Genomic DNA, 23744 nt, shown 5'->3' on the forward strand with positions numbered 1-23744 from the left:
CTTTCTGATGTCCCGCTTTCCGCGTCAGGTGTGCCAGAGCTTCTGATAGGGAATGCCCGTAACCTTTTCGCAGATTTTCTTTTCCTCCTCTGTGGTAACCGAGGAGTCCTCTCCCCGCCTTCTCCTGTTTTCCCTCTGGATAACATTAAATTCTTTCTGTTTCATCGGGAAAAGATAACCGAAGAGAAACAGAAGCGCCACCAGAACCACAGGCATCAGGATGAAGATGACGGAAATGCCGGTGTTGGTCGCCGCGGACTGCCTGGCTCCGGCAGAGGCCAGCTTCTCATCGTAGCCGACAAGGCTGAGCAGAAGCCCGATCACTCCCGCGGAGAGGCCAGAGGAAATCTTTCTGGCAAAGGTCGCCATTCCGGAGACAATTCCGGGACGGTGCACGGAGGTAATCAGCTCGTCCACATCGGCCATATCCGCCATGATGGCAAAAATACTGGTCAGCGTCGCGGCATTGCCGATTCCGATGCCTGCCGCCAGCACGAGGATCGGGATGATGTTCGCGCCCTCATAAGAAAACGGAATCAGCCCCAGGGTGCAGATAATCCGGATCGGGGCGCCGATCAGGATCGTTGTCCGTTTGGATGTTCTGGCCATCACCGGTCCCCAGACCAGCATGCCGGCCAGCTGCGAGACGAGGAGGACAGCCATCAGATAGGTAAAGTAGTGATTGTCGTAGCCGTTCAGGACATCCTGGACATAGTAAACCGCCATGCCGGAGACAAAATCCATGCCGCACTGTCCGGTCAGATATATTCCGATGAAAAGGCGGAAGGACCGGCTGCGGAACACAGAGGCGGACTGTACAAAGCTGTCACGCAGGTTCGTGTGTACAGGTTCCTTCTGGTTCTCCCAGGTTCCGGCAAAGGTGACCAGCGTGGTAATCAGGAAAAGCAGGCCGAAAAGAACGGCGCAGCGCATATAGTTCGATGCCGCCGTCGTATCCGTGATGATAAAGGTGGGAACCAGTCCGCAGACCATAGACCCGATCGTCGACCAGATCATCCGCACATTGGAAAATCTGGACCGCAGCGCGTAATCATCAATCATGTCCGGGAGAAGGCCGTTGTAGGGAACCATCAGAATGGTGGATCCGGTAGAAAACAGACAGTACATCAGGACATAGAAGGCAAACATGGCTCCGCCTGAATGCACCGGAGAAGGAATCCAAAGAACAATAAAGGTAAGCGCCGTGGCAAAAGAACCGATCAGAATATAAAAGCGCTTGGCCCCGAAGCGTGAGGTCGTGCGGTCTGTAATGTTCCCCATGATCGGGTCGGTGACGGCGTCCCAGATATGGCCGATCAGCGGAATCATTCCCGCCAGAGCGGCAGGCATCCCCATGGCCTTAATCAGAAATACCGTAAAAAAAGAATTGATAATGACAAAGGCGCCGCCGTTGAAGAACTCGCCCATGCCGTACATCATCTGCGAGCCGAGCCCGACACTGTGTGTTTTTTTGCTGCTCATAAAGAATCTCCTCCTGTGGTTTCAGTCATAAAAGCATTATACCGCAGAAATCCGGCGGAAGGGAAAAGATTCCTGTAAACTTCGTGTAAACTGTCCGGCTGTTTTGCCCTTTTCTTCCGCACAGTAAAAAGAACCAGGGTTCTGTCTTTCGGTTTTGTCTTTCCGGCAGCGCCGCTTCAGCCGGAGCGGCAGTCTTCGGAATCCTGCTTTACATTCTGCCGCCCCATGGATTAGACTGGAAGGAAAGACCGGAAACCTGAAAACAGGAAGAAAACGAGGACAGATCATGACAGCAAAAGAAGAGATAAAAGTGACAGAAGCCCCGGAACCGGGATGTAGTCTGCCGGTTCCCGAAACAGTGACACTTCTTGGAGAAGACGACTTTGCAGAGGCCATGCAGGGAGTGAATAAACAGTGGAGGGATTCCTGTGTACACAACGGGAAATTCACGACAAAGGACGGAATGGAAATCAATTACTACACAGCCATTCCCAAAAACCGGCGCGCGAATCTCGTTATTATCCACGGCTACTGCGGATTCTGGGCGAAGTACCACGAGATGGCCTGGTATTACTATCAGGCGGGCTATGCCGTATTTTTCATGGAACAGAGGGGACACGGCTATTCCGGAAGAGAGATCCCGGAGACGGATCTGGTGCATGTCCGCTCCTACGAGGATTATGTCCGGGACACCAGAGAATTTTTTGACAGGGTTGTGCGGGAAAAGAGCGGCGGGAAGCCTTGCTATCTCTTTGCCCATTCGATGGGCGGGGCCATCGGGGCGCTGTTCCTTGGCACTTATCCGGAATGCTTCCAAAAAGCAGTCCTCAGCTCTCCGATGATTCAGATGAAGACCGGGAAATACCCCCGCGCCCTGGTCAGCCTGATTGCCGTTCACGCCTCTCTTCATCACATGCAGAAGCAGATGTCCGTGGGACAGGACCACTTCAGCCCGGTACCGGTATTCGAGACCAGCAGCACGCTCTCCCGCCCCAGATATGACTATGTTTTCCAGCACAGGCTGCAGGATTATCACTACCAGACCTATGGAGCGTCCTACGGCTGGGCCATGGCAGGCATGTCCGTGACCGGAAAGATCCTGAAGCGGGCGGCAAACGTAAAAATACCGGTGCTGCTGTTCCAGGCGGGAAATGACCCGCTGGTGGAGCCTTCCGGCCAGATGCGATTTGCGCGGAAGGCGTCCGATGTCCGAATCGTCCGCTACGAAAAATCCAAGCATGAAATTTTCAATGCCACCGAAGATATCCGCAGAGACTATTACGCAAGGATTTTCCGGTTTCTGGAGGAATAGGCCGTCAGCTTATCGGTTGTTGACCGCTGTCACAAGCGCGTCTATGGAGGCCCGGATAATATCCGGGTCTACCGCCGCTCCCCAGGACATGGTTCCGTCCTTCTCCTGAATTCCTACATAGGCGATCGCGTTGGAGCTGGAGCTCTTAGTCAGCGCATGCTCCTGATACGTTGTAAGCGTGTAGTCCAGGCCATGTGCTTTTTTCAGCGCATTGCTCACGGCATCCAGACGGCCGTTGCCCTCCGCCTTTGTGACGGAAAATTCACCGTCCCCGTATCTGGAGTTGACGCTCGCCTCGATTCTCCCGCTGTCCAGCTGACGGAAATGAACGCCGTTGACTGTAAGCGGACTGTCCTTATCCTCAAAGGTCTGCTTGAAGAGGCTGAAAATCTCATCCGGCTTCAGTTCCTTGTGCAGATGATCGGAGAGATCCTTGGCCGCGTAGCCCATGGCCTCCCGCATCTTCTTCGGAAGGATCAGGTCGTAATGTGTCTCCAGAACATAGCCGACGCCTCCCTTTCCGGACTGGCTGTTGATACGGATGACATCCGCGTCGTAGCTTCTGCCGATATCGGTAGGATCGATAGGCAGGTAAGGAACGGTCCAGTGATCCGGATCGTGCTCTTCCCTCCAGTGCATTCCCTTCGCAATGGCATCCTGATGAGAACCGGAGAATGCCGCAAACACAAGCGAGCCGCAGTACGGTGTCCTGGGTCCAACCTGCATGCCGGTGTATTCCTCATACCGGTCAACCAGATCCTTCATATTGTCAAAGTTCATTTCCGGATTCACGCCCTGCATATACAGGTTCATGGCAAGTGTGATAATATCCACATTTCCGGTCCGCTCCCCGTTTCCGAACAGGGTTCCCTCTACGCGGTCCGCTCCGGCCAGAACACCCAGCTCCGCGTCGCTGACTCCGCACCCACGGTCGTTGTGCGGATGCAGGGAAAGAACCACGTTATCCCTGTACTTCAGGTTCTTGCTCATATACTCCACCTGGCTGGCATAGACATGCGGCATGGAAAGTTCCACTGTGCTCGGAAGATTGATAATTGCCTTCCGGTCTGCCGTAGGCTTCCAGACATCCAGAACCGCGTTGCAGACTTCCAGCGCGTATTCCGGCTCCGTCCCGGTAAAGCTTTCCGGGCTGTACTCAAAACGGTAGGATTCGTGTTCCTCCTCCGTCAGCTTCTGCAGAAGCTCCGCGCCCTCGACGGCAATTTTTTTGATTTCCTCCCGGTCCTTCTTAAATACCTGCTGCCGCTGCGCAAAGGAAGTGGAGTTGTACACATGAACGATTGCGTTCTTACATCCCTCCAGCGCCTGGAACGTCTTGCGGATGATATGTTCCCGCGCCTGTGTCAGCACCTGCACGGTAACATCGTCGGGAATCAGGTTTTCCTCAATCAGTCTGCGCAGGAAAACATATTCCGTCTCGGAGGCGGCAGGGAATCCCACCTCGATTTCCTTAAAGCCGACCCTGCAGAGCAGTTTGAAAAACTCAATTTTCGTATCCAGATCCATGGGGATGACCAGCGCCTGGTTGCCGTCCCTAAGATCGACGCTGCACCAGACCGGGGCGTGGTCAATCGAATCCTTCTTCACCCAGTCATAGCAGGGAACCGGCGGCATAAAATACTGTTTCTGATACTTTTTGTAATTCATCATGATCTTTTCCTCCCTGATTCTTTTCTGCGGAGACGTACAAAAAAGCCTTACATCTCCTGCCTGTTCTGCAAGAGACGTAAGGCTGACAGCTCTTACGCGGTACCACTCTTCTTCACGGAAAATTCCGTGCACTCTTTGGATACGGCCGTTCCCGGTAGATATCCTTTCCCCTGTAACGGTGGGATTCCGTCTGCGTCTACTGTAATTTCTTAGTTCGGGCAGCCACTCGAAGGTCAGTTCCACGGGAAACCCTCTGCTGTCTCACACCGGCCGACAGCTCTCTGCGTTCAGATCTCAGGTGTACTATTCCTTGTCATCGTATTTAGAATGCAATAAGTTGATTGACGAAAAAAACAATAGCATTACGCACCGGAAATGTCAAGACCGCGATTTTCCCGTTACATGCTCTGTTTTACCTCATCGTAAACCCTGGTGATCCTGTCCTCCGGCTTCTTTGTCAGCAGGCTGACCACTACATTGATCAGGATTGCAACCAGGAAAGCAGGAAGAAGCTCGTAGATATTCCAGATTCCTCCCAGCGGGCGTACAGCAAACTTCCAGATAAAAATCATGAGTCCTCCGGATATTAACCCGGCAAACGCGCCGTATTTATTCGATCTTCTCCAGAACAGTGCCAGAAGAACCACCGGACCGAAAGTCGCGCCGAAGCCGGCCCAGGCAAAGGAAACAATTCCAAATACGGAGCTGTTCGGATTCCAGGCGATACCGACGCCGATCACAGCAATAATCAGCAGAGAGCCTCTGGCAATCTTCATCAGATTCTCCTCCGAAATATCCAGATGGAAGAATTCGTGAAGGATATTTTCGGACACCGAGCTCGAGGCCGCCAGCAGCTGGGAATCCGCCGTGGACATGGTTGCCGCCAGAATTCCCGAAAGGACAATGCCGGCCAGCACGGCAGCGGCTGTCCCGTGCTTGCTGAGCAGAGATGAAATCTCCACAATAACAGTCTCCGACGCAGAACCCTCCAGCTTCGGAATGGCTCCCGCATTTGTCATTCCCAGGCCGACAATTCCGATCAGGATGGCAATTCCCATGGAAATCACGACCCAGACCGTGGCAACCCTTCTGGATATTTTCAGCTTGCTGTCATCCTCAATGGCCATGAAACGCAGCAGGATGTGCGGCATTCCGAAATATCCCAGCCCCCACGCCAGCGTGGAAATCACCGTGATAAATCCGTAAGGCTTTGCGGTGCCGGTTGTGGGGTCGTAGCTCTGCACCATGCTGAAATAACCCGGCAGCTGTTTCGCGTTCGCAAGAACCGCATCCATTCCTCCGGCCTTGCTGATCCCGAAGAGGAGCACAATCACCAGTGCGGCTGTCATTACTATGGACTGGATAAAGTCCGTCAGGCTGGCCGCAAGGAACCCTCCCATGGTTGTATAAAGGATAATCACCGCAGCGCTGACAAGCATGGCGGCGTGATAATCCACCCCGAAAAGAGAAGCAAACAGCTTTCCGCAGGCGGCAAAGCCGGATCCGGTATACGGGACAAAGAAAACAATGATAATCACCGCGCCGATCAGCATCAGGACACGGCGGCTGTCCCCATAGCGGTCCGAGAGAAAATCCGGCACGGTAATGGAATTTGTACGCGCCGTGTACCGGCGGATTCTTCTGGCCACCAGAAGCCAGTTCAGATACGTTCCGACCGCCAGGCCGATTTCCGTCCAGCCGCAGTCCGCAATGCCGGAGAGATAGGCGAGGCCAGGAAGACCCATCAGCAGGTAGCTGCTCATATCCGAGGCCTCCGCGCTCATCGCGGTAACCAACGGTCCCAGCTTCCTTCCTCCCAGATAAAAGTCACTGACTGTTTCATTTTTTTTGGACACTGCAAATCCGATCAGAAGCATTCCGATCAGATAGACGATCATGGCAATCATGATCCCGACCTGTGCGTTTGTCATAATGTTCCCCCTCAGTAAGCTCCGTGCCTGTCTGCCGGCACATACAAGGATGCCAGGATAAAAGTCCTTTTTCATCCCAACATCATAAAACACAGTTGTTCTATGCCGGTTTTTCCGGCACCACAGCATGTAATGTACTTTACCACAGGAAAGCAGAAAGGGCAACAAAAACGAAACAGAGCGTTGCATCCTGTTCCATAAGAAGGTAAACTGTCCATGGTTTCTGAAATTCTGAATCAGACCGGAGGGTTCAAATGAAACGACTGTTTTCTTATATGAAAGTCCACCTGCTGGAATCCATTCTGGCGCCCCTGTTCAAAATGCTGGAGGCAACTTTCGAGCTGTTTGTCCCCATCGTTGTGGCCAATATGATTGACCGGGGTGTTTCCGGGAAAGATGTGTCCTACCTGATACGGATGAGCATACTGCTTCTTGTGCTGGCCGCCTGCGGACTGGTTTTTTCCATTATCGCCCAGTATTTTTCCGCCAAGGTCGCTACGCATACCGCGCAGATGATGCGGGACGACCTGTTTGCCCATATCCAGACACTCTCCTGGAGACAGATCGACGGGCTTGGAACTTCGACCCTGATCACCCGGATGACCAGTGATATCAATACAGTCCAGAACGGTGTCAACATGTTCCTGCGGCTCTTTCTGCGCTCTCCCTTTGTTGTATTCGGGGCGATGATCATGGCCTTTACCGTGGATCCGCATACCGCCATGACCTTTGTTGTCGCCATTCCTCTTCTGTTTGTGATCGTCTTTGCCATTCTTTTGATTACTATGCCGCTGTACCGGAAAGTCCAGAAGCAGCTGGACGCCATCATGCGCTCGACTCGCGAAAATCTTCTGGGCGTCCGCGTCGTCCGCGCGTTTAACCGGCAGGAAAGCGAAAAAAAGACTTTTGATGAGGAAGCCTCCGGTCTGTATGACAGACAGATCTTTGTCGGGAAAATATCCGCTCTTCTGAATCCCCTCACCTATGTGGTGATCAACCTCGGAATCGTCGCCATCCTCTGGCTCGGCGGGCAGCAGGTTTATGCCGGAGCTCTGACCCAGGGAAAAATCATTGCCCAGGTAAACTACATGTCTCAGATTCTGGTAGAACTGATCAAGCTGGCCAACCTGATCATCCTGCTCTCCCGCGCCATGGCTTCCGCCCGCAGAGTGGACGACGTTTTCCGCGTCGTCAACGGCCGGAAAGATGGAACTGCCGGTTTCCCGGAATCAGAAACAGGAGGCGCTTCCATCGACTTCAGCCATGTGCTCTTCCACTATGAAAAAGACGCGGAGCCCGCACTCTGCGATATCACCTTTCACGCGGATGCCGGTTCCACCCTCGGCATTATCGGGGGAACCGGATCCGGAAAAAGCACGATTGTCAATCTGATTCCCCGGTTTTACGATGCCGATTCCGGCAGTGTCTCCCTGAACGGTACAGATGTACGCACCATCAGGGAAAAGGATTTAAGAAGCCACATCGGCGTTGTTCCGCAAAAAGCCGTCCTGTTCCACGGCACCCTCCGGGAAAATATGAAGTGGGGACAGAAAGACGCTTCCGACCAAGAGATTTATGAGGCGATAGACATCGCGCAGGCCAAAGAATTTGTAGACAGCAAAGGGGACGGTCTGGACCTGATGATCGAACAGGAGGGGCGGAACCTCTCCGGCGGCCAGAAACAGAGGCTTACCATTGCCCGCGCGGTGGTGCGAAGGCCGGATATCCTGATTCTGGACGACAGCGCCTCCGCCCTGGATTTTGCCACAGATGCCGCTCTCCGAAAGGCAATCCGCTCTCAGATGGGAAAAAGAACCGTTATCCTGGTTTCCCAGCGCGTCAGCACCGTCCGAAGCGCGGATCAGATCCTGGTGATGGACGACGGAAAGCTTGTCGGCCATGGTACCCATCGGGAACTTCTGAATACCTGCAGGGAATATCAGGAAATCTGTGAATCACAGATGACAGCGGAAGAAATCCAGGCTGACCGGAAGGGAGATGACTGAATATGAAAGAACAGAATCCCATCGAAAAAAAACAGACCGAAGAATCCCGGAAAAAAGAGCGGAAAAAATCGACCATACACAGAATTCTTCTCTGCATACGTCCGTATCTTCCGATGGTAATTCTCTCGCTTGCGCTGGCCGTTATTTCCGTGGCGCTGCAGCTGCTTGTGCCGATCTATATCGGAGACGGCGTGGATGTGATTGTCGGCAAAGGACAGGTGGACTTCCCCGCCCTCCTGCGGATATTGAAAAAAATTATCTTCTGCATCTGCCTGACGGCTGCCGCGCAGTGGATTATGAATCATGTCAACAATAAAATCACCTACCGTATCGTCCGGGATCTTCGTGTACAGACCTTTCACCATATTCATGACGTACCGCTCTCCTATCTCGACGCGAACTCCGCCGGAGACCTTTTGAGCAGGGTGATTACAGATGTGGAGCAGCTTTCAGACGGACTTCTGCTGGGTTTTACCCAGCTGTTTACCGGTGTCATCACCATTATCGGCACCATTATTTTTATGGCGTCCCTCCAGCCGCTGGCAACCCTGATTGTCGTGGTGTTCACGCCGCTGTCCTTCCTGATCGCCAGGTTTGTCTCTACGCACGCCTTTACCTACTTCAAAAAGCAGTCAGCCGCAAGGGGTGATGTGACCGACCTGACAAACGAAATGCTTGGCAACCTGAAGGTTGTCCAGACCTTCGGGCACGAACAGGAATCTATGGAGGAATTTGCGAAACGAAACAGGGAGCTCTCCGGGTACAGCCTGAAGGCGACCTTTTTCTCCTCTCTGACCAACCCCTCTACCCGGTTTCTGAATGCCCTGATTTACGACGGAGTAGCGCTTGCAGGCTGTCTGCTGTGCTTCCTCTCTCCCTTCGGCGGAGCTGTCATGACAATCGGCGAGCTGACCAGCTTCCTGAGCTACGTCAAGCAGTACAGCCAGCCGTTTAACGATATCACCGGGGTTCTGACGGAATTTCAGAACTCTGTCGCCTCTGCGGCACGTGTATTTGAACTGCTTGATACCGCCGGCGAACCCGCCGACGACAGCGATGCCGTCGTTATCCCACATGCCAGGGGAGAAGTTACACTGGATCATGTCGCCTTTTCCTATGTACCGGATAAGCCGCTGATTGAAAACTTGAACATCCGCGTACAGCCGGGAAAACGAATCGCTATTGTCGGACCTACCGGCTGCGGAAAAACTACGCTGATCAATCTTCTGATGCGCTTTTACGATGTGAACAGCGGCAGCATTTCCGTAGACGGAACCGACATCCGGCATATCAAACGAATGAGCCTCAGGGATAATTATGGAATGGTGCTGCAGGACACCTGGCTGAAGGCCGGAACGGTTAGGGAAAATATCTCCTACGGGAGACCGGATGCCACGGACGAAGAAATTATAGCAGCCGCAAAAAAAGCATACGCACACAGCTTTATCATGCGTATGCCGAAGGGGTATGACACGGAAATCGAAGAAAACGGCGGAAACCTCTCTGCCGGACAGAAACAGCTGCTCTGCATCGCCAGAGTCATGCTGCATCTGCCCCCGATCCTGATTCTGGATGAGGCCACCTCCTCCATCGACACACTGACCGAGATCCGGATTCAGAAGGCCTTTGACGATATGATGAAAGGCAGGACAAGCTTTGTGGTGGCGCACCGTCTTTCCACCATCCGGGAGGCCGACGAGATACTTGTCATGCGGGACGGACACATCATCGAACAGGGAAATCATGAGGAACTGCTGAGAAAGAACGGATTCTACAAAAAACTGTATACAGCACAGTTTGAGCGGAGCTGAAACCGCTGACGGGAGAAAAAACAAATGGAAAAAACAAAAAGCAGGGAAAAAATACAGACAGTAAAAGAAAACCGGGCGTAAAGAAAGAAGCAAGAAAAGCCCAAAAGAACCATTCAAAGGGTAGTGAAAAACCTGCGTGCAGCCCGAAAGCGGCACGCAGGTTTTCTGCACAAAAAATCGGGGTAACAAGATTCGAACTTGCGACCTCACGGCCCCCAGCCGTGCGCTCTAGCCAAACTGAGCCATACCCCGATAAGAAGATATTCATTAATCCTGAGAGAACTTTCTCTCGCGGACACTTGAATATTATACATAGAACGGGGTATGAATGCAAGCTGTTTTTTATGGATACATCCGTTATTTCTGAAATGGCGCGTATTCTGCCGCTATGGCCTCAGCAATCCGTATACCGTCCATGGCCGCGGATGTAATTCCTCCTGCGTATCCGGCGCCCTCTCCGCAGGGATAAAGCCCTTTCAGGCTGCTCTGGAAGTTATGCGGATCCCTGGTAATCCGAATGGGTGAGGAGGTTCTGGATTCCACCCCGGAGAAAAGCGCGTCGTCCATAGAGAACCCATGGATTTTCCGGTCAAATGCCTCTACCCCCTCTTCCAGTGAAGCGGCAAGATAGTCCGGAAGAACCGGGCGTAAATTTGCGCAGTTCCATCCGCCTTTATGGACAGGTCTTACGGTTCCAATCCCGCCGACGCGATTTTTCCTGAAATCCTCCAGCCGCTGGACAGGCACCACCCCCTGGCCCTGCCGGAACGCAGCTGCTTCCATCGCCCTCTGAAAGGCAATTCCGTCCAGAACAGATGGTTCTCCCGCCTTATGAAAAGCGGAAAAGTCCTCCGGATGAACCGATACCACCAGGGCGCTGTTGGCGTTTTCCGAATCCCGGCCATGATAACTCATCCCATTTACCGCTATCTTTTCCGGTTCGGATGCCGCGTTGACCACATACCCGCCGGGACACATACAGAAAGAATAAACACCTCTTCCATTCGGCAGGGTCTGTGCCAGCTTGTAGGGAGCCGCGCCAAGCTCTTCCGGCGCATCCGGTCCGTACTGGCAGTCATTTATCATTTTTTGTGGATGTTCGATTCTAAGCCCTACCGCGAATGATTTCGGTTCCAGAAGAACCGGAAGAGCTGTCAACATTCGAAAGGTCTCCCTTGCACTGTGTCCGCAGGCCAGAATACAGAGATCCGTCTCGATGATTTCGCCTCCGGACAGTTTGATTCCGGTCAGGACAGACCCTTCTTCTCTTTTTTTCCAGAGGAGCTCCGTCATTCTTGCCCGGAACCGAACCTCACCGCCCCATTCTTCAATCTGCTTCCGCATGGAACTGACAATATTCACAAGATGATCTGTGCCCAGATGCGGCCTGGCATCATAAAGGATTTCTTCCGGACCGCCGCAGCGCACAAAAATATTCAAGACTTCCTGGTTCCTGTTATTTTTATCCTTCACGCCTGTATTCAGTTTTCCATCCGAAAAAGTACCTGCGCCGCCCTCTCCGAACTGCACATTGCAGTCCGGATCCAGCTTTCCGCTCTCCCAGAACTGATTTACCTTTTCTTTCCGGCTTTCTGCACGGTCTCCCTGTTCCAGAATTAAGGGCCTGTAACCATGCTGTGCCAGCATCCATCCACAGAACAGTCCTGCCGGTCCGCTCCCGACAATGACTGGGCGATGAGCGAGTTCTTTTTTGCCCGGTGCCGGAAAGGAATAAGTCTCCGGTCTGGCAAGAGACAGAACAACCCCGTAACTTTTTCTGTTTCTGTCCCTTTTTTCTGCTCCCTCAATCGTTTTTTTCTCATCAGAAACCAGGACTTCAACGGTGTAGATATATTGCAGATGATCTTTTCTTCTGGCATCAATGGATTTTCGGACGATTGTCCACCGGATTTCTTCATTCCCGTGAACAGACAAAATGCGGCGAATCTTATTTTCTAACTGCTGTCTGCTGTGTCCGACCGGCATTTTTATCTGTGAAATCCGAATCATATTTAATGTTCTTCTCCTAATGTTCTGCTATTGTCAATAAACTATTCCGGCTCAGAACACGATTATAAGTCTTTCCATACAAAAACTGCAATACCACCTTGCTGCGGAGCGGTACTGCAGTCTTCATTTTTTGTGCTCGTAATTTCCTTACAGGATTGCCGGCACAAATTTGTTAAGCCTGCTTTCTATCTGTGCGGGCGACATCTTGTTCTCAGCGGAGTCTCATCAGCAGCGCCGGTACCAGCCTTACAACTGTCAAGTCCGTACCCAATGCAATCAGAATTCCGGCCAGGACATCACTGGGATAATGAACCCCCAGATAAATCCGGGAAAAAGCAATCAGCGCAGCCAGAATGATCATGGGAATCCCGATATAAAACGGGAAAAACCACAGATAGATAAAAGCACAGGTAAAAGAAGCGCAGGTGTGTCCGGAAGGAAAGGCCAGATCCTTCTGTGGAGGAAGCAGTGAGATCAGTTCCTCCTGTGCGTCATAGGGACGTGGTCTGTGAACCAGCGGCTTTAATATGACATTTGCGATAAAGGAGCTCAGCCCAAGCGCGACAGCAGCATGCACTCCTGCTGTACGGGTCTGCCGCAGAGATATGCATAAAAGAGTCGCCGCTATCCAGAACCAGCCGAAATTACACAGCGCCGTAATCTTTTTCCAGAATGCAGTCCAGCGGTCTTTTCTAAAAAAATTCTGTATCCAAAGGAGAATACTGGCTTCCCTGTTCATGTCTGAGTCACTCCTTTCTTTCGGATAATCTTACAGGTTAGAAAAAGGATAACCCAGAACAGGTAAAGATCGCAAGTTAATTTATGTAAACATTCTGTAAAACTTCTAAAAAATCACTTTCCTTATCAAAAATCAGCTCCCTTTCAGATAAAATAGGTCGGCCAGGGATTGGGATTGCTGGATTGTTATCCTCTTCTCCCTTATTTTTTTCCATATTTTTATGATATGTCTTTTTGTGGGGTTATGAATTGTGGAGAGAGGCTGCCGCGCTGCAGCCTGCAATACAGCCCGTACTCCAACAGAGCTGGAGACAGTTTCCCCCGCATAGCCCGTCAACGTTCAGCGCTTCACCTGTTACATAGAGTCCGGGGATGCGTCTGCACATAAGATCGTCCGTCAACTCCTTCGTCGATATTCCGCCGGAACACACCTGTGCCTGGCGAATACCCGCGGAACCCGCGATTGTCACGGGAAAGTGGCAGACAAGGACCGCCAGACTGCGAAGAAGATCCGGGGAGCTTCCTCTTTTCTTTTTGCAGATTCCGGTAAGAACAGGGATCAGCTTGTCCGGCAGCAGGCCGGCAAGAAGCTGTTCCTCCGTTTTCCAAGGGCTGTTCTTCCTCACCTCGCGCAGAGTGTCCAAAAGTCCTTCTGTCCCGCCGTCCGGCCAGAAATTCAAAACCGCCTCTGTTTTTTTCTTCTTCGCAAGTCCCAGAACCGCGTCATGGCTGACCTGAAAAACCGGGATACCTGAAATTCCTGACTCCGTCAGCTGAATTTCTCCGCAGTCGGAGGAAACCTCTTTCCCGTCAACCAGCAGGGAAATGGCCGCATGCACCCGGCATCCGCCCCATTTGGAAGAAAATGGCTCCCGGATTTTCAGCGGAACCAGGGAAGGAAGAAAAGGTAACGTCGCAAGCCCCAGGGACTGGCCGATTCTCTGCGCCGTATCGGAAGATCCCCGGACGGCGGAGGCCGGGCTTCCGCAGGAGAGAATCACTCTGTCCGCCGGATAATGCCATGTCTCGGTACTAACCTGAAAGCTTCCGTCCGCCTCCTTTTGAATCCCGGTCACCTCCTCCTGTGTCTTGATCTTCACGTGAAGGTGCTGCGCCTCCATCAGAAGAACCTGAAGAACAGCGGACGACTGGTCGGACGAAGGATAGATCCACCCGTCCCGGTCACGGAACTGCAGCCCCAGTTCCCGGAAAAAACGCAGCGTTTCTGAAACCGGAAAGCGGCTCAGGCATCTGCGGATCAATTCCGGATCTTCCGTGTGATAATTTTCGATTCCCACGCGAAGATTGGTCAGATTGCACTTTCCGTTCCCGGACGCAAGCAGCTTTCTTCCGGGTTTATCGTTGTGTTCCAGAACGGTGACAGAGGCATGCGACCGCGCCGCGCAGATTGCGGCCATAAGTCCGGAAGCCCCCGCACCGATGATAATGACTCTGTTCAAGATACCTCCCGCAGAGAGACCATCCCTGCTTCCTTCAGCTTCTGCAGGCTCATCAGGATTCCAAGCTTCGCGCTGGGCCAGGTAAGTCCTCCCTGGAAATAAACCGCATATGGAGGCTTGATCGGCCCGTCGGCGGAAAGTTCAATGGAGGACCCCTGCACAAAGGCGCCTGCCGCCATGATGACATCGGAGTCATAACCGGGCATCGGCCATGGCTCCGGCTTCACATAACTGTCTACCGGTGCCGCTGCCTGGATCCCCTGACAGAACGCGATGACGCCCTCCGGTTTTCCGAAGGTGATTGCCTGAATAATATCGTGGCGGTCCTCCGATCCGGAAGGAACAACGTCAAAGCCAAGTTTTTCGTACAGGCTGGCGGCAAAGACCGCTCCCTTCAGGGCAGAAGCGGTAACGGTCGGGGCAAGGAAGAAGCCCTGGTAAAAGGCCGGATTCACGCCAAGCGAGGGGCCGACTTCCTTTCCAAGTCCCGGCGTTGTCAGCCGGTAAGCGGCATTTTCCACGTATTCCTTTTTTCCGGCAATATATCCGCCGATCGGCGCAAGCCCGCCGCCCGGATTTTTGATCAGGGATCCGACCATCAGATCCGCGCCGACCTCGGACGGCTCTCTGGTTTCCACAAACTCTCCGTAGCAGTTGTCCACCATGCAGATCACATCCGGGCGGATTCCCTTGATAAAACGGATCAGCTCCCCGATTTCCTGTACGGAGAATGTTTTCCTGGTCTGGTATCCTTTCGACCGCTGGATCGTCACCAGCTTCAGATTTTTATGGCTCAGTGCCTCCCGGATCCCCTCAAAGTCAAATCTGCTCCCCGGAAGCAGATCCACCTGGTTGTAGCTGATTCCGTACTCTGCCAGAGATCCGCGCGACGGACGGATGCCGATGACTTCCTCCAGAGTATCATATGGTTTCCCGACCGGGGAGAGGAGCTCGTCTCCGGGGCGCAGGTTCCCCGCGAGAGCTGTTCCCAGCGCGTGTGTCCCGCAGGCAATCAGCGGACGGACAAGCGCGTCTTCCGTACCGAAAACAGTGGCGTAAACTTTCTCCAGCGTATCTCGCCCCAGATCATTATAGCCGTAGCCGGTAGACGGATACAGGCATGCCTCGCTGACACGGTTCTGTTGCATCCCGCGGATTACCTTTAACTGGTTGAATTCCGCAACCCGGTCGATTTCCGCGAAGCGTGGAGCAAGCTCCTTTGCGACATCTTCCCCGAAGGAAAAAACGTCTCCGGAAATTCCGAGACTTTTATACATATCCAACATTTCTTCTGATCTTTCTTCCATTCCCTTGTGCCTCTTTTATTGCATAGATCCAAGTTCGGAGCAGAATCTTGCGGGCTGCCTGAAGACTGTAAGCTTTCGCTCCGGAAACGATACATGGGTTGAGCGCGGAGTCATAACCCGGTTCAGTCTTCCGGAAGCTCTCTCCATGTCTTCAGCAGATAAGCAAGAATTTTTTCTTCGTCATATCCGAAATCCTTTTTGTTTACCCAGATGGCGTCCTCTTCCCTTTTGAACCAGGTAATCTGCCGCTTGGCAAAATGCCTGGTATCTTTTTTGATATTCTCGACCGCCTGTTCCATGGAGATCTCGCCGCGAAAGTACGGAAAAAGCTCCCGGTAGCCGATTCCCTTCATGGAAATATGGTCCTCGGTAAGTCCGCGTCCGATCAGACCGCGGACTTCTTCGACAAGGCCGTTCTCCATCATCCGGTCAACGCGGCGGTTGATCTGTTCATAAAGCCTCTGCCGTTCATCGGTCAGGACAAAGAGCGCGGAATGATACGCGGATCTTCTGGCTCTCTGTTCCTTATTGTGCTTTGAGATCGGCTTCCCGGTCATCCGGCAGTATTCAATGGCGCGTATCACCCGCTTCACGTTGTTCGGATGAATTTCCGCCGCGGCGTCCGGGTCTGACTTCTGCAGTTCCCGATAGACCGCCTCCGGCCCCTGTTCCTGTGCCATCGCTTCCAACTGCCTTCGTATTTCCTGGTGATCCTCATTTTCCGTAAAGTCGATATCCTTCAGAACCGCCTGAATATAAAAGCCGGTTCCTCCTGTCAGAATGGGAATCATTCCCTTCTCCCGGATTTCCGCTATGGCCTCCCCTGCCATCTGCTGAAACCGGAAAACATTAAAATCCTCTTCCGGTTCCAGAACATCGATCAGATAATGCGGGATGCCTCTTCGTTCCTCCGGCATAATTTTAGCGGAACCGATATCCATGGTCCGGTAGACCTGCATGGAATCCGCGGAAATGACGGCACCGTTTAATTCCTCTGCCAGCCGCAGCGACAGTTCGGTTTTTCCGACCGCGGTCGGACCCGCCAGCACCAGCAGCGGCTGTTTTTTCTCTTGATCGTTCATTTTTCTCTCAGATAATCCGTTTGAATTTTTTATCCATCTCATACCGGCTGATGGATATGATCGTCGGCCTTCCGTGCGGACAGTTGTACGGGTTTTCCAGTGTCAGAAGTTCATCCAGAAGAGCGTCCGCCTCCTGGACAGACAGCTTATGGTCGCCCTTCACGGCAGCCTTGCAGGACATAGACGCCAGCTTCTCCGGAATCAGCCTGGGGGACAGGTCTCCCACCTCTCCCAGCTGTCCCAGAATTTCCGTAAAAAGATCTACGGACGCGACGGAATACAGGTTTGCGGGAACCGCGGAAATTTTGAAGGTGTTTCCCCCGAAGGGCTCTGCCTCAAATCCCATCTCCGCAAAAGCATCCAGATGATTCCGGAGCAGCTCCGCCTCCGCGGCGCTCAGATCCAGGACAATGGCCGGAAACAGCATCTGCGACTGGATTTTTTTCTCCCTGTAATTTTTCATCATCCGCTCATACATGACTTTTTCATGAGCCGCATGCTGATCCATGATGTACAGGGCGTCTTTGAACTCAAAGAGCCAGTAGGTATCAAACACCTGCCCGATCAGGCGGTACATCTTCCTGGACTGTTCGGACAGCACTTTGTCCTCCTGGAAAAGACTCAGCTGTTTTCCCACAGTTCCGGAACTTCCACCGGAAAAGCCGCTCTTCTGGTATTCTGCCGGATTCCGTTTCCCATAGTGCAGAATTTCCTCCGGGGTGAGGTTTCCTGCTAAGGCGGATTTTCCGCTCTGTGTTACGGCTTCCTCGGAATCTCCCGGATTTCTTTCTGTCTGTGCGCGAAAATCAGATGTTATCGGATTCCTTTCGGATCCCGCATGCAAATCAGAAAGATTCTGCGAAAAAGCGGAGGAAACACCGGAGGTGTGTCCGCCAAACTTGTCTGTTTCCCTGTCTGCTTCCGGAAGCTTCGCCGTCTCCGGATTTCCCTGATAGTTTTCCCTCCCGTCTTGTACGGCAGCGGCTGCCAGCCGGGTCCTGCGGACCTGCTCGAAGGGCTCCGGTTCCGGAGTCTTTTTTTCCGGGAAGCCCGGCGTTTTTTCTGCGGTCCGATGCTCCTCCTTCAGCGGAACCTGCGGGATCCGCTCCCTCTGCATCAGCGCGTTCTGAAGCGCCAGGCAGAGGGTATGGTAGATTTCTTCCTGGGAGGAAAAGCGCACCTCCATCTTGGAGGGATGGACGTTCACATCGACCTTTGTCCCGTCAATCCGGATGTACAGGAGTGTAAACGGGAAACGGTGCTGCATCAGAAATCCGTGATAAGCGTCCTCTATGGCCTTTCCCAGAATTCTGTCCTTTACAAAACGGCCGTTTACAAAATAGTTTTCAAAATTCCGGTTTGCTCTTGCCGCGCCCGGATTGCCGATAAACCCGTGAATGGACATAAGCTCTGTCTTTTTATCCACCGGGATCAGCTCCCGTGTCAGGTCCCTGCCGAAGATCTGATAGATGATTTCCTTCAGGTTTCCGTTTCCGCTGGTATACAGCCGGCTCTGGCCGTTGGAGAGAAACTTGAAAGAGATCTCCGGGTGGGAAAGCGCCAGTTCCTCCACCACATGGGCGACATGGTTTCCCTCTGTCATCCCGGATTTCAAAAATTTTGCCCGGGCGGGCGTGTTGAAGAAAAGATTCCTGACAATCATGGTTGTGCCTGAGGGTGCGCCGATCTCCTCGAATTCGATTTCTTTTCCGCCCTCTACCCAATACCGCACGCCTGTCAAAGCCTCCGGCGTCTTGGTAATGCACTCCACACGCGCAACGGCGGATATGCTGGAGAGGGCTTCTCCGCGAAACCCCAGCGTGGCGATCTGCACCAGGTCATCCACCGTCCGGATTTTGCTGGTGGCATGCCTCATGAAAGCCTTCCGGACCTGGTCCGCCGGGATGCCTCCGCCATTGTCCGTGATCCGTATGAAGCTGTTTCCCCCGTCCTTGATTTCTATGGTAATGGCCGTCGAGGATGCGTCAATCGCGTTCTCCGTAAGCTCCTTGACCACAGAGGCCGGGCGCTCCACCACCTCTCCGGCGGCAATTTTATCTATGGTTGTTTTATCCAGTAATTCGATCACCAGCGGTTTTTCACCTCACTCTGCAGATGGTTCAGCATATTCAGAGCCTGCAGGGGCGTCATGGAGGAAATATCCAGCTCCTTCAGCTCGTTGATGATTTTTTCATTGTCATTGGCGTCAAACAGGCTCATCTGCTGCATATCCACAGTATCGTACAGCTTTTTCTTTTCCTTCTTCACTTTTTTGTCCGTCATATTCTTCACGGCTGCCGTGATGTCTGCGTCGGAGAGCTGTCTGACCAGCTCATCTGCCCGCTGAAGCACAGGTTCCGGAACGCCGGCCAGCCGCGCCACCTGAATGCCGTAGCTCTTGTCCGCGCCTCCCCGGACGATTTTGCGCAGGAATACAATGCCGTCACCTTTTTCCTTGACCGCAATGCAGTAATTATTCACGCCCGGAAGCTTGCCCTCCAGCTCGGTCAGCTCGTGGTAATGGGTGGCGAACAGCGTCTTTGCGCCAAGCTTTTTCGGATCGGACACATATTCAATGACCGCCCAGGCAATAGCCAGCCCGTCGAAAGTGCTGGTGCCTCTGCCGATCTCATCCAGAATCAGAAGGCTGTTGGAGGTGGCGTTCCGGAGGATGTTCGCAACCTCAGTCATCTCCACCATAAAGGTACTCTGCCCGCTGGCCAGATCATCCGAGGCTCCTACTCTGGTAAAAATCCGGTCCACGATGCCGATGTCCGCCGATTCAGCCGGGACAAAGGAACCGATCTGCGCCATCAGAACAATCAGCGCGGTCTGGCGCATATAGGTTGATTTACCGGCCATGTTCGGCCCGGTGATAATAGCCACCCGCTTGTCCTTCTGATCCAGATAGGTATTGTTGGAGATGAACATGTCATTTTTCATCATCTGCTCGACAACCGGGTGACGACCCTCTTTAATGTCGATCCTCCCCTTACTGTTCAGCTTTGGCCGGACATACCGGTTATGCTCTGCCACATAGGACAGGGAGCAGAAAACATCCAGCGCCGCAACCGCCTGTGCGGTTTTCTGGATTCTCGCTACATTTTCCGCAATTTTATCACGCACCTCACTGAACAGCTGATACTCCAGGCCGTAAAGATGCTCCTCCGCTCCCAGGATGGACTGTTCAATCTCCTTGAGCCTGTCTGTGGTGTATCTCTCCGCGCCGGCCAGTGTCTGTCTTCTTGTGTAGTAGTTCGGAACCTGATCCTTAAAAGAATTGGTCACCTCGATACAGTAACCGAAAACCTTGTTGTACTTGACCCGCAGGGTGCGGATCCCTGTTTTCTCGCGTTCCTCCTGCTCCAGATCGGACAGCCACTGTTTTCCGTTCTTCCGAGCGGCGCGGTACTGGTCCACCATCTCGTTGTAGCCGTCCCGGATGATCCCGCCTTCCTTCATCGCCAGAGGCGGATCCTCCTGGATGGAATCTTCCACCAGTTGAAACAGATCCTCCAGCGGATCCATGTCCTCTCTGATGTTCTTCAGAAGCGTTCCCTGAAAATCCGAGAGCAGCTGCCGGATAAAAGGAAGCATCTGGAGAGAGGTCTTAAACGCCATCAGATCTCTGGGATTGGCGGACTGGTAGGTAATCCGGCTGGCCAGTCGTTCCAGGTCATAGACCGGCTGCAGGTACTCCCGGATTTCATCCCGGTTCATCGGTGCCTCCGTCAGCTCTTCCACGGCTGTCAGCCTGTCCTCGATGGCTGTCGGCTGGATCAGGGGCTGCTCGATCATGCTGCGCAGCATTCTGGCTCCCATGGCTGTTTTTGTCCGGTCCAGGACGCCCAGAAGGGAGCCCTTTTTCTGCTTTTCCCGCAGGGTTTCCACCAGCTCCAGGTTTCTGCGGCTGGAGCTGTCAATCAGCATGTACCGGTCGGAAAAATAAGGCGTCAGCGCGGTCATCTGGTCCATATTGTTTTTCTGCGTCTCGTACAGATACTGGAACAGCGCCCCGGCGGCGATCACGCCGCAGGAAAAATCCGCGACTCCCAGCCCGGCCAGGGAAGAGGTGTGGAAATGCTTTGTGAGAATCCTGCTGCACGCCTCATCATCGAAATAATAATCATCCAGTGCGGATACGGCGATATGCTGCCTTCCCCGTATGTCGTCCATATCCAGGCCGGAAACCAGAAGCGCCTGGTTGCAGATGATCTCCGACGGCCTGAATTTCTGGATCTCATCCATCAGGCGGGGAACTCCGTCCGTCTCGGACACCAGGCACTGTCCGGTAGAAATGTCCGCGACAGACAGCCCGTACCGGTCCGACAGGTCTACAATACACATCAGGTAATTGTTTCTTGTCTCATCCAGCTCTTCCTGGCTGATAATGGTTCCGGGGGTTACCACGCGGATCACCTCGCGTTTGACAATTCCCTTTGCCAGCTTCGGGTCCTCCATCTGCTCACAGATGGCAACCTTGTGTCCCTTTTCAATCAGCCTGGTAATATAGGTATCCGCGGCATGATAGGGAATCCCGCACATCGGCGCGCGCTCCTCCATCCCGCAGTCTTTTCCGGTAAGCGTAAGCTCCAGTTCCTCCGAGACCGTTTTCGCGTCATCAAAAAACATCTCGTAAAAATCGCCCAGGCGGTAAAAAAGAATACAGTCCTTATATTCCTCCTTTGTCGCAAGGTAATGCTGCATCATCGGTGAAACCGGCATAAAACTCTCCTGTTCTTTCATAAAAACCGGGCAGCTCTCACGCGTGCCCGGACTCTTTGTCATACTCTCGTTCCCATGTAATAAAATCCCTGGCAGACATCCAGGTGTACCGGAACAATCTGCCCGATCAGATCCGCTGTGCCCGGAAAATGGACAACCGTGTTGTTGTCCAGCCGTCCGGTCACCAGGGAGGTGTCGTGCTCATTCACCTGTTCCACCAGCACGTCCATGGTTCTTCCCTCAAAACGCGCCGTCTGCTCCCGGCCGGTTTTCTGGACCAGGGCAAGAAGCCGGTCAAACCGGTCCTTCATCACATTCTCCGGAACCTGCTCCATATCCGCGGCCGGAGTCCCGCTCCTCCTGGAATAGAGGAACGTAAAGGCACTGTCGAACAGCACGCGGCGCACGACATCCATGGTTTCCTGAAAATCCTCCTCCGTCTCTCCCGGAAAGCCGACAATGATATCCGTGGTAAGAGAAATATCCGGCATTGCCTCCCGGATTCTGCCCACCAGGGCAAGATAGCTGTCCTTGGTGTACCGGCGGTTCATTTTCTTCAGGATCTCCGTGGAGCCGGACTGCAGCGGCAGGTGGAGGTGGCGGCAGATATTCGGGTATTTTGCCATGACGGCGATCAGATCATCCGAGAGATCCTTGGGGTGCGAGGTCATAAAGCGCACACGATCCAGTCCCTCAATCTGCGCGATCTGCTCCAAGAGACGCGCAAAACTGCAGGACTTGTCCTCCGGAAGTCCCTTCCCGTAGGAATTGACATTCTGTCCCAGCAGCATAACCTCCCGCACACCGTCCCGGACCAGACTGCGGATCTCACAGAGAATTTCCTCCGGGTCCCGGCTGTGCTCCCGTCCTCTTACATAGGGGACGATGCAGTACGAGCAGAAGTTATTGCAGCCGTACATGATATTGACTCCGGATTTGAAAAAGTATTTCCGGTCCGTGGGAAGTTCTTCAACCACCTGCTCGGTTTTCTGCAGAATATCCACCACCATGCCCTGATCCTCAAAGACATGATACAGCAGCTCCGCCAGCTTATACACGTTGTGGGTTCCGAAAATCAGGTCAACAAAACGAAAGCTCTTCCTGAGGCGGTCTACGACCTGCTGCTCCTGCATCATGCAGCCGCACAGGCCGATAATCATATGCGGATTTTTGTCCTTCAGCGAATGCAGATAGCCCAGACGGCCGTACACCTTTGTATTGGCATTCTCCCGTACCGTGCAGGTATTATAGAGAACCAGGTCGGCCTCCTCCTTGTCCGTGTTCCGGTATCCGATTTCCTCCAGAATCCCCCGGAGCTTTTCCGAGTCCCTGGCATTCATCTGGCAGCCGAACGTAACGCAGCAGGCCGTCAGCGGACGTCCGAGCTCCTCTTCTTTTCTCTTTACAATATTTCTGCATTCCCGGATAAAATAATACTGCCGTTCCGGTTCTGTTTCCGGAACGGCACCCGGATTTTTGTTTTCCCTGATTTCTGAATTCAACATACAACCTCTCGCGTCAACGGATCACTCTTTTTTCGGTTACCAGCATCTTCGGCTTGATATCGTACTCTGTCACCGGCACCCTGTCAACGATCTGGAATTCAAAGCACACAGCGATAGTGTGATGCTCCCTGTGGATTTCCTGATACTTGTCATAGTAGCCTCCGCCGTAGCCGCAGCGGTCCCTGTTCACATCAAAGGCAACGCCCGGCACAATAAACAGGGCGTCCTCCCAGTCATCCGCCAGATGATCCGCCATCCGGTAGCCGATGGCGTCGTTATCCGCCGGCTCATAGATCCCCATACAGCCCGGAGCCGTCTGCCGGAAGTCTGTAATTTTGTAAAAATTGATGACCTTTCCGTTTACCTTGGGAACGGCGGTTTCCTTTCCGTCCTCCCAGCAGCCCCGGATAAATTCCCTGGTCATCACCTCGTGGTTGTAATCCATGTAGACAAAGACCCTCCTGGCGTTTTTGTACAGATCCATCTCCCGAATCTGCCCGAATAACATGCGGCTCCACTCCTCAATTTCCTGGTCCGAGGCTTCCTTTCGCCTGGCAAAAATCAGTTTCCGGAGCTGCTTTTTTTCTTCTGACATGGCTGTTCTCCTTTTTTGTGCGTTCCCGTGTGTCAACCTCATCCGGACATGCCGGAAAAAATAAATTCTCTCTGCAGCAAGTGTTTCCACACCCGATGGGATTTTTCTG

At 53.1% G+C, this 23744-nt stretch carries 16 protein-coding genes, 1 tRNA gene and 1 other annotated feature; of the genes, 3 read left to right on the forward strand and 14 right to left on the reverse strand.

Going from position 1 to position 23744, the window contains the following annotated elements:
• Positions 1–24: 24 nt before the first annotated feature.
• Complete coding sequence (locus FYJ60_RS00615) at positions 25–1482, reverse strand: MFS transporter (protein ID WP_154456656.1); 1458 nt, start codon at positions 1480–1482, stop codon at positions 25–27.
• Between the two features lie 286 nt (positions 1483–1768).
• On the opposite strand from FYJ60_RS00615, the gene FYJ60_RS00620 reads away from it, so the two are divergent.
• Positions 1769–2794 (forward strand): alpha/beta fold hydrolase, encoded by a 1026-nt coding sequence (locus FYJ60_RS00620; RefSeq protein ID WP_154456657.1) that lies wholly within the window; start codon positions 1769–1771, stop codon positions 2792–2794.
• A gap of 9 nt (positions 2795–2803) precedes the next feature.
• On the opposite strand, the gene FYJ60_RS00625 is transcribed toward FYJ60_RS00620, so the two are convergent.
• Both FYJ60_RS00625 and FYJ60_RS00630 read right to left on the reverse strand, forming a co-directional pair.
• Entirely contained in the window at positions 2804–4465 is a 1662-nt protein-coding gene (locus tag FYJ60_RS00625; protein WP_205838911.1) for a 2-isopropylmalate synthase, read from the reverse strand.
• A 67-nt stretch (positions 4466–4532) separates the two neighbouring features.
• Positions 4533–4791 (reverse strand) — a binding site (T-box leader).
• A gap of 72 nt (positions 4792–4863) precedes the next feature.
• Positions 4864–6396 carry a sodium/proline symporter gene (locus FYJ60_RS00630; protein ID WP_154456658.1) on the reverse strand — a complete coding sequence of 511 codons (1533 nt, stop codon included), beginning with the start codon at positions 6394–6396 and terminating at the stop codon, positions 4864–4866.
• A gap of 254 nt (positions 6397–6650) precedes the next feature.
• On the opposite strand from FYJ60_RS00630, the gene FYJ60_RS00635 reads away from it, so the two are divergent.
• Both FYJ60_RS00635 and FYJ60_RS00640 read left to right on the forward strand, forming a co-directional pair.
• Positions 6651–8402: an ABC transporter ATP-binding protein gene (locus FYJ60_RS00635; protein ID WP_154456659.1), complete on the forward strand. Its 1752-nt coding sequence runs from the start codon at positions 6651–6653 to the stop codon at positions 8400–8402.
• Between the two features lie 2 nt (positions 8403–8404).
• A complete protein-coding gene (locus tag FYJ60_RS00640) occupies positions 8405–10213 on the forward strand; it encodes an ABC transporter ATP-binding protein (protein WP_154456660.1) in 1809 nt (602 codons plus the stop codon).
• A gap of 177 nt (positions 10214–10390) precedes the next feature.
• On the opposite strand, the gene FYJ60_RS00645 is transcribed toward FYJ60_RS00640, so the two are convergent.
• The 11 genes from FYJ60_RS00645 to FYJ60_RS00695 form a co-directional block, all read right to left on the reverse strand.
• Positions 10391–10465 (reverse strand) — tRNA-Pro (locus tag FYJ60_RS00645).
• A 105-nt stretch (positions 10466–10570) separates the two neighbouring features.
• A complete protein-coding gene (locus FYJ60_RS00650; RefSeq protein WP_154456661.1) occupies positions 10571–12223 on the reverse strand; it encodes an NAD(P)/FAD-dependent oxidoreductase in 1653 nt (550 codons plus the stop codon).
• Positions 12224–12434: 211 nt separating this feature from the next.
• Positions 12435–12962, reverse strand: coding sequence for a phosphatase PAP2 family protein (locus FYJ60_RS00655; protein ID WP_154456662.1), 528 nt, complete (start codon positions 12960–12962; stop codon positions 12435–12437).
• Between the two features lie 76 nt (positions 12963–13038).
• Complete coding sequence (locus tag FYJ60_RS00660; protein ID WP_154456663.1) at positions 13039–13176, reverse strand: hypothetical protein; 138 nt, start codon at positions 13174–13176, stop codon at positions 13039–13041.
• Positions 13177–13203: 27 nt separating this feature from the next.
• Positions 13204–14421 (reverse strand): aminoacetone oxidase family FAD-binding enzyme, encoded by a 1218-nt coding sequence (locus FYJ60_RS00665; RefSeq protein ID WP_154456664.1) that lies wholly within the window; start codon positions 14419–14421, stop codon positions 13204–13206.
• A complete protein-coding gene (locus tag FYJ60_RS00670; RefSeq protein ID WP_154456665.1) occupies positions 14418–15728 on the reverse strand; it encodes a methionine gamma-lyase family protein in 1311 nt (436 codons plus the stop codon). The genes FYJ60_RS00665 and FYJ60_RS00670 overlap by 4 nt, the downstream gene beginning before the upstream one ends.
• A gap of 122 nt (positions 15729–15850) precedes the next feature.
• Positions 15851–16810, reverse strand: a complete 960-nt coding sequence (gene miaA, locus FYJ60_RS00675; protein WP_154456666.1) for a tRNA (adenosine(37)-N6)-dimethylallyltransferase MiaA — start codon at positions 16808–16810, stop codon at positions 15851–15853.
• A gap of 7 nt (positions 16811–16817) precedes the next feature.
• The gene (gene mutL / locus FYJ60_RS00680) at positions 16818–18899 is read right to left on the reverse strand and encodes a DNA mismatch repair endonuclease MutL (protein WP_330579062.1); all 2082 of its coding nucleotides are present in this window, start codon (positions 18897–18899) and stop codon (positions 16818–16820) included.
• Positions 18896–21535 carry a DNA mismatch repair protein MutS gene (gene mutS, locus FYJ60_RS00685; protein WP_154456668.1) on the reverse strand — a complete coding sequence of 880 codons (2640 nt, stop codon included), beginning with the start codon at positions 21533–21535 and terminating at the stop codon, positions 18896–18898. The genes mutL and mutS overlap by 4 nt, the downstream gene beginning before the upstream one ends.
• Positions 21536–21594: 59 nt before the next feature.
• Complete coding sequence (miaB, locus tag FYJ60_RS00690) at positions 21595–23040, reverse strand: tRNA (N6-isopentenyl adenosine(37)-C2)-methylthiotransferase MiaB (protein WP_154456669.1); 1446 nt, start codon at positions 23038–23040, stop codon at positions 21595–21597.
• Positions 23041–23053: 13 nt separating this feature from the next.
• A complete protein-coding gene (locus FYJ60_RS00695; protein WP_154456670.1) occupies positions 23054–23635 on the reverse strand; it encodes a 5-formyltetrahydrofolate cyclo-ligase in 582 nt (193 codons plus the stop codon).
• Between the last annotated feature and the right edge of the window lie 109 nt (positions 23636–23744).

The sequence above is a fragment of the Bilifractor porci genome, assembly GCF_009696005.1.
Taxonomy (GTDB): domain Bacteria; phylum Bacillota; class Clostridia; order Lachnospirales; family Lachnospiraceae; genus Bilifractor; species Bilifractor porci.

What these genes read in the sequence shown, in the direction of transcription:
- FYJ60_RS00615 (WP_154456656.1), bottom strand. Translation starts at nt 1,482, where the DNA reads ATGAGCAGCAAAAAAACACACAGTGTCGGGCTCGGCTCGCAGATGATG.
- FYJ60_RS00620 (WP_154456657.1), top strand. Translation starts at nt 1,769, where the DNA reads ATGACAGCAAAAGAAGAGATAAAAGTGACAGAAGCCCCGGAACCGGGA.
- FYJ60_RS00625 (WP_205838911.1), bottom strand. Translation starts at nt 4,465, where the DNA reads ATGATGAATTACAAAAAGTATCAGAAACAGTATTTTATGCCGCCGGTT.
- FYJ60_RS00630 (WP_154456658.1), bottom strand. Translation starts at nt 6,396, where the DNA reads ATGACAAACGCACAGGTCGGGATCATGATTGCCATGATCGTCTATCTG.
- FYJ60_RS00635 (WP_154456659.1), top strand. Translation starts at nt 6,651, where the DNA reads ATGAAACGACTGTTTTCTTATATGAAAGTCCACCTGCTGGAATCCATT.
- FYJ60_RS00640 (WP_154456660.1), top strand. Translation starts at nt 8,405, where the DNA reads ATGAAAGAACAGAATCCCATCGAAAAAAAACAGACCGAAGAATCCCGG.
- FYJ60_RS00650 (WP_154456661.1), bottom strand. Translation starts at nt 12,223, where the DNA reads ATGATTCGGATTTCACAGATAAAAATGCCGGTCGGACACAGCAGACAG.
- FYJ60_RS00655 (WP_154456662.1), bottom strand. Translation starts at nt 12,962, where the DNA reads ATGAACAGGGAAGCCAGTATTCTCCTTTGGATACAGAATTTTTTTAGA.
- FYJ60_RS00660 (WP_154456663.1), bottom strand. Translation starts at nt 13,176, where the DNA reads ATGGAAAAAAATAAGGGAGAAGAGGATAACAATCCAGCAATCCCAATC.
- FYJ60_RS00670 (WP_154456665.1), bottom strand. Translation starts at nt 15,728, where the DNA reads ATGGAAGAAAGATCAGAAGAAATGTTGGATATGTATAAAAGTCTCGGA.
- miaA (WP_154456666.1), bottom strand. Translation starts at nt 16,810, where the DNA reads ATGAACGATCAAGAGAAAAAACAGCCGCTGCTGGTGCTGGCGGGTCCG.
- mutS (WP_154456668.1), bottom strand. Translation starts at nt 21,535, where the DNA reads ATGCCGGTTTCACCGATGATGCAGCATTACCTTGCGACAAAGGAGGAA.
- miaB (WP_154456669.1), bottom strand. Translation starts at nt 23,040, where the DNA reads ATGTTGAATTCAGAAATCAGGGAAAACAAAAATCCGGGTGCCGTTCCG.
- FYJ60_RS00695 (WP_154456670.1), bottom strand. Translation starts at nt 23,635, where the DNA reads ATGTCAGAAGAAAAAAAGCAGCTCCGGAAACTGATTTTTGCCAGGCGA.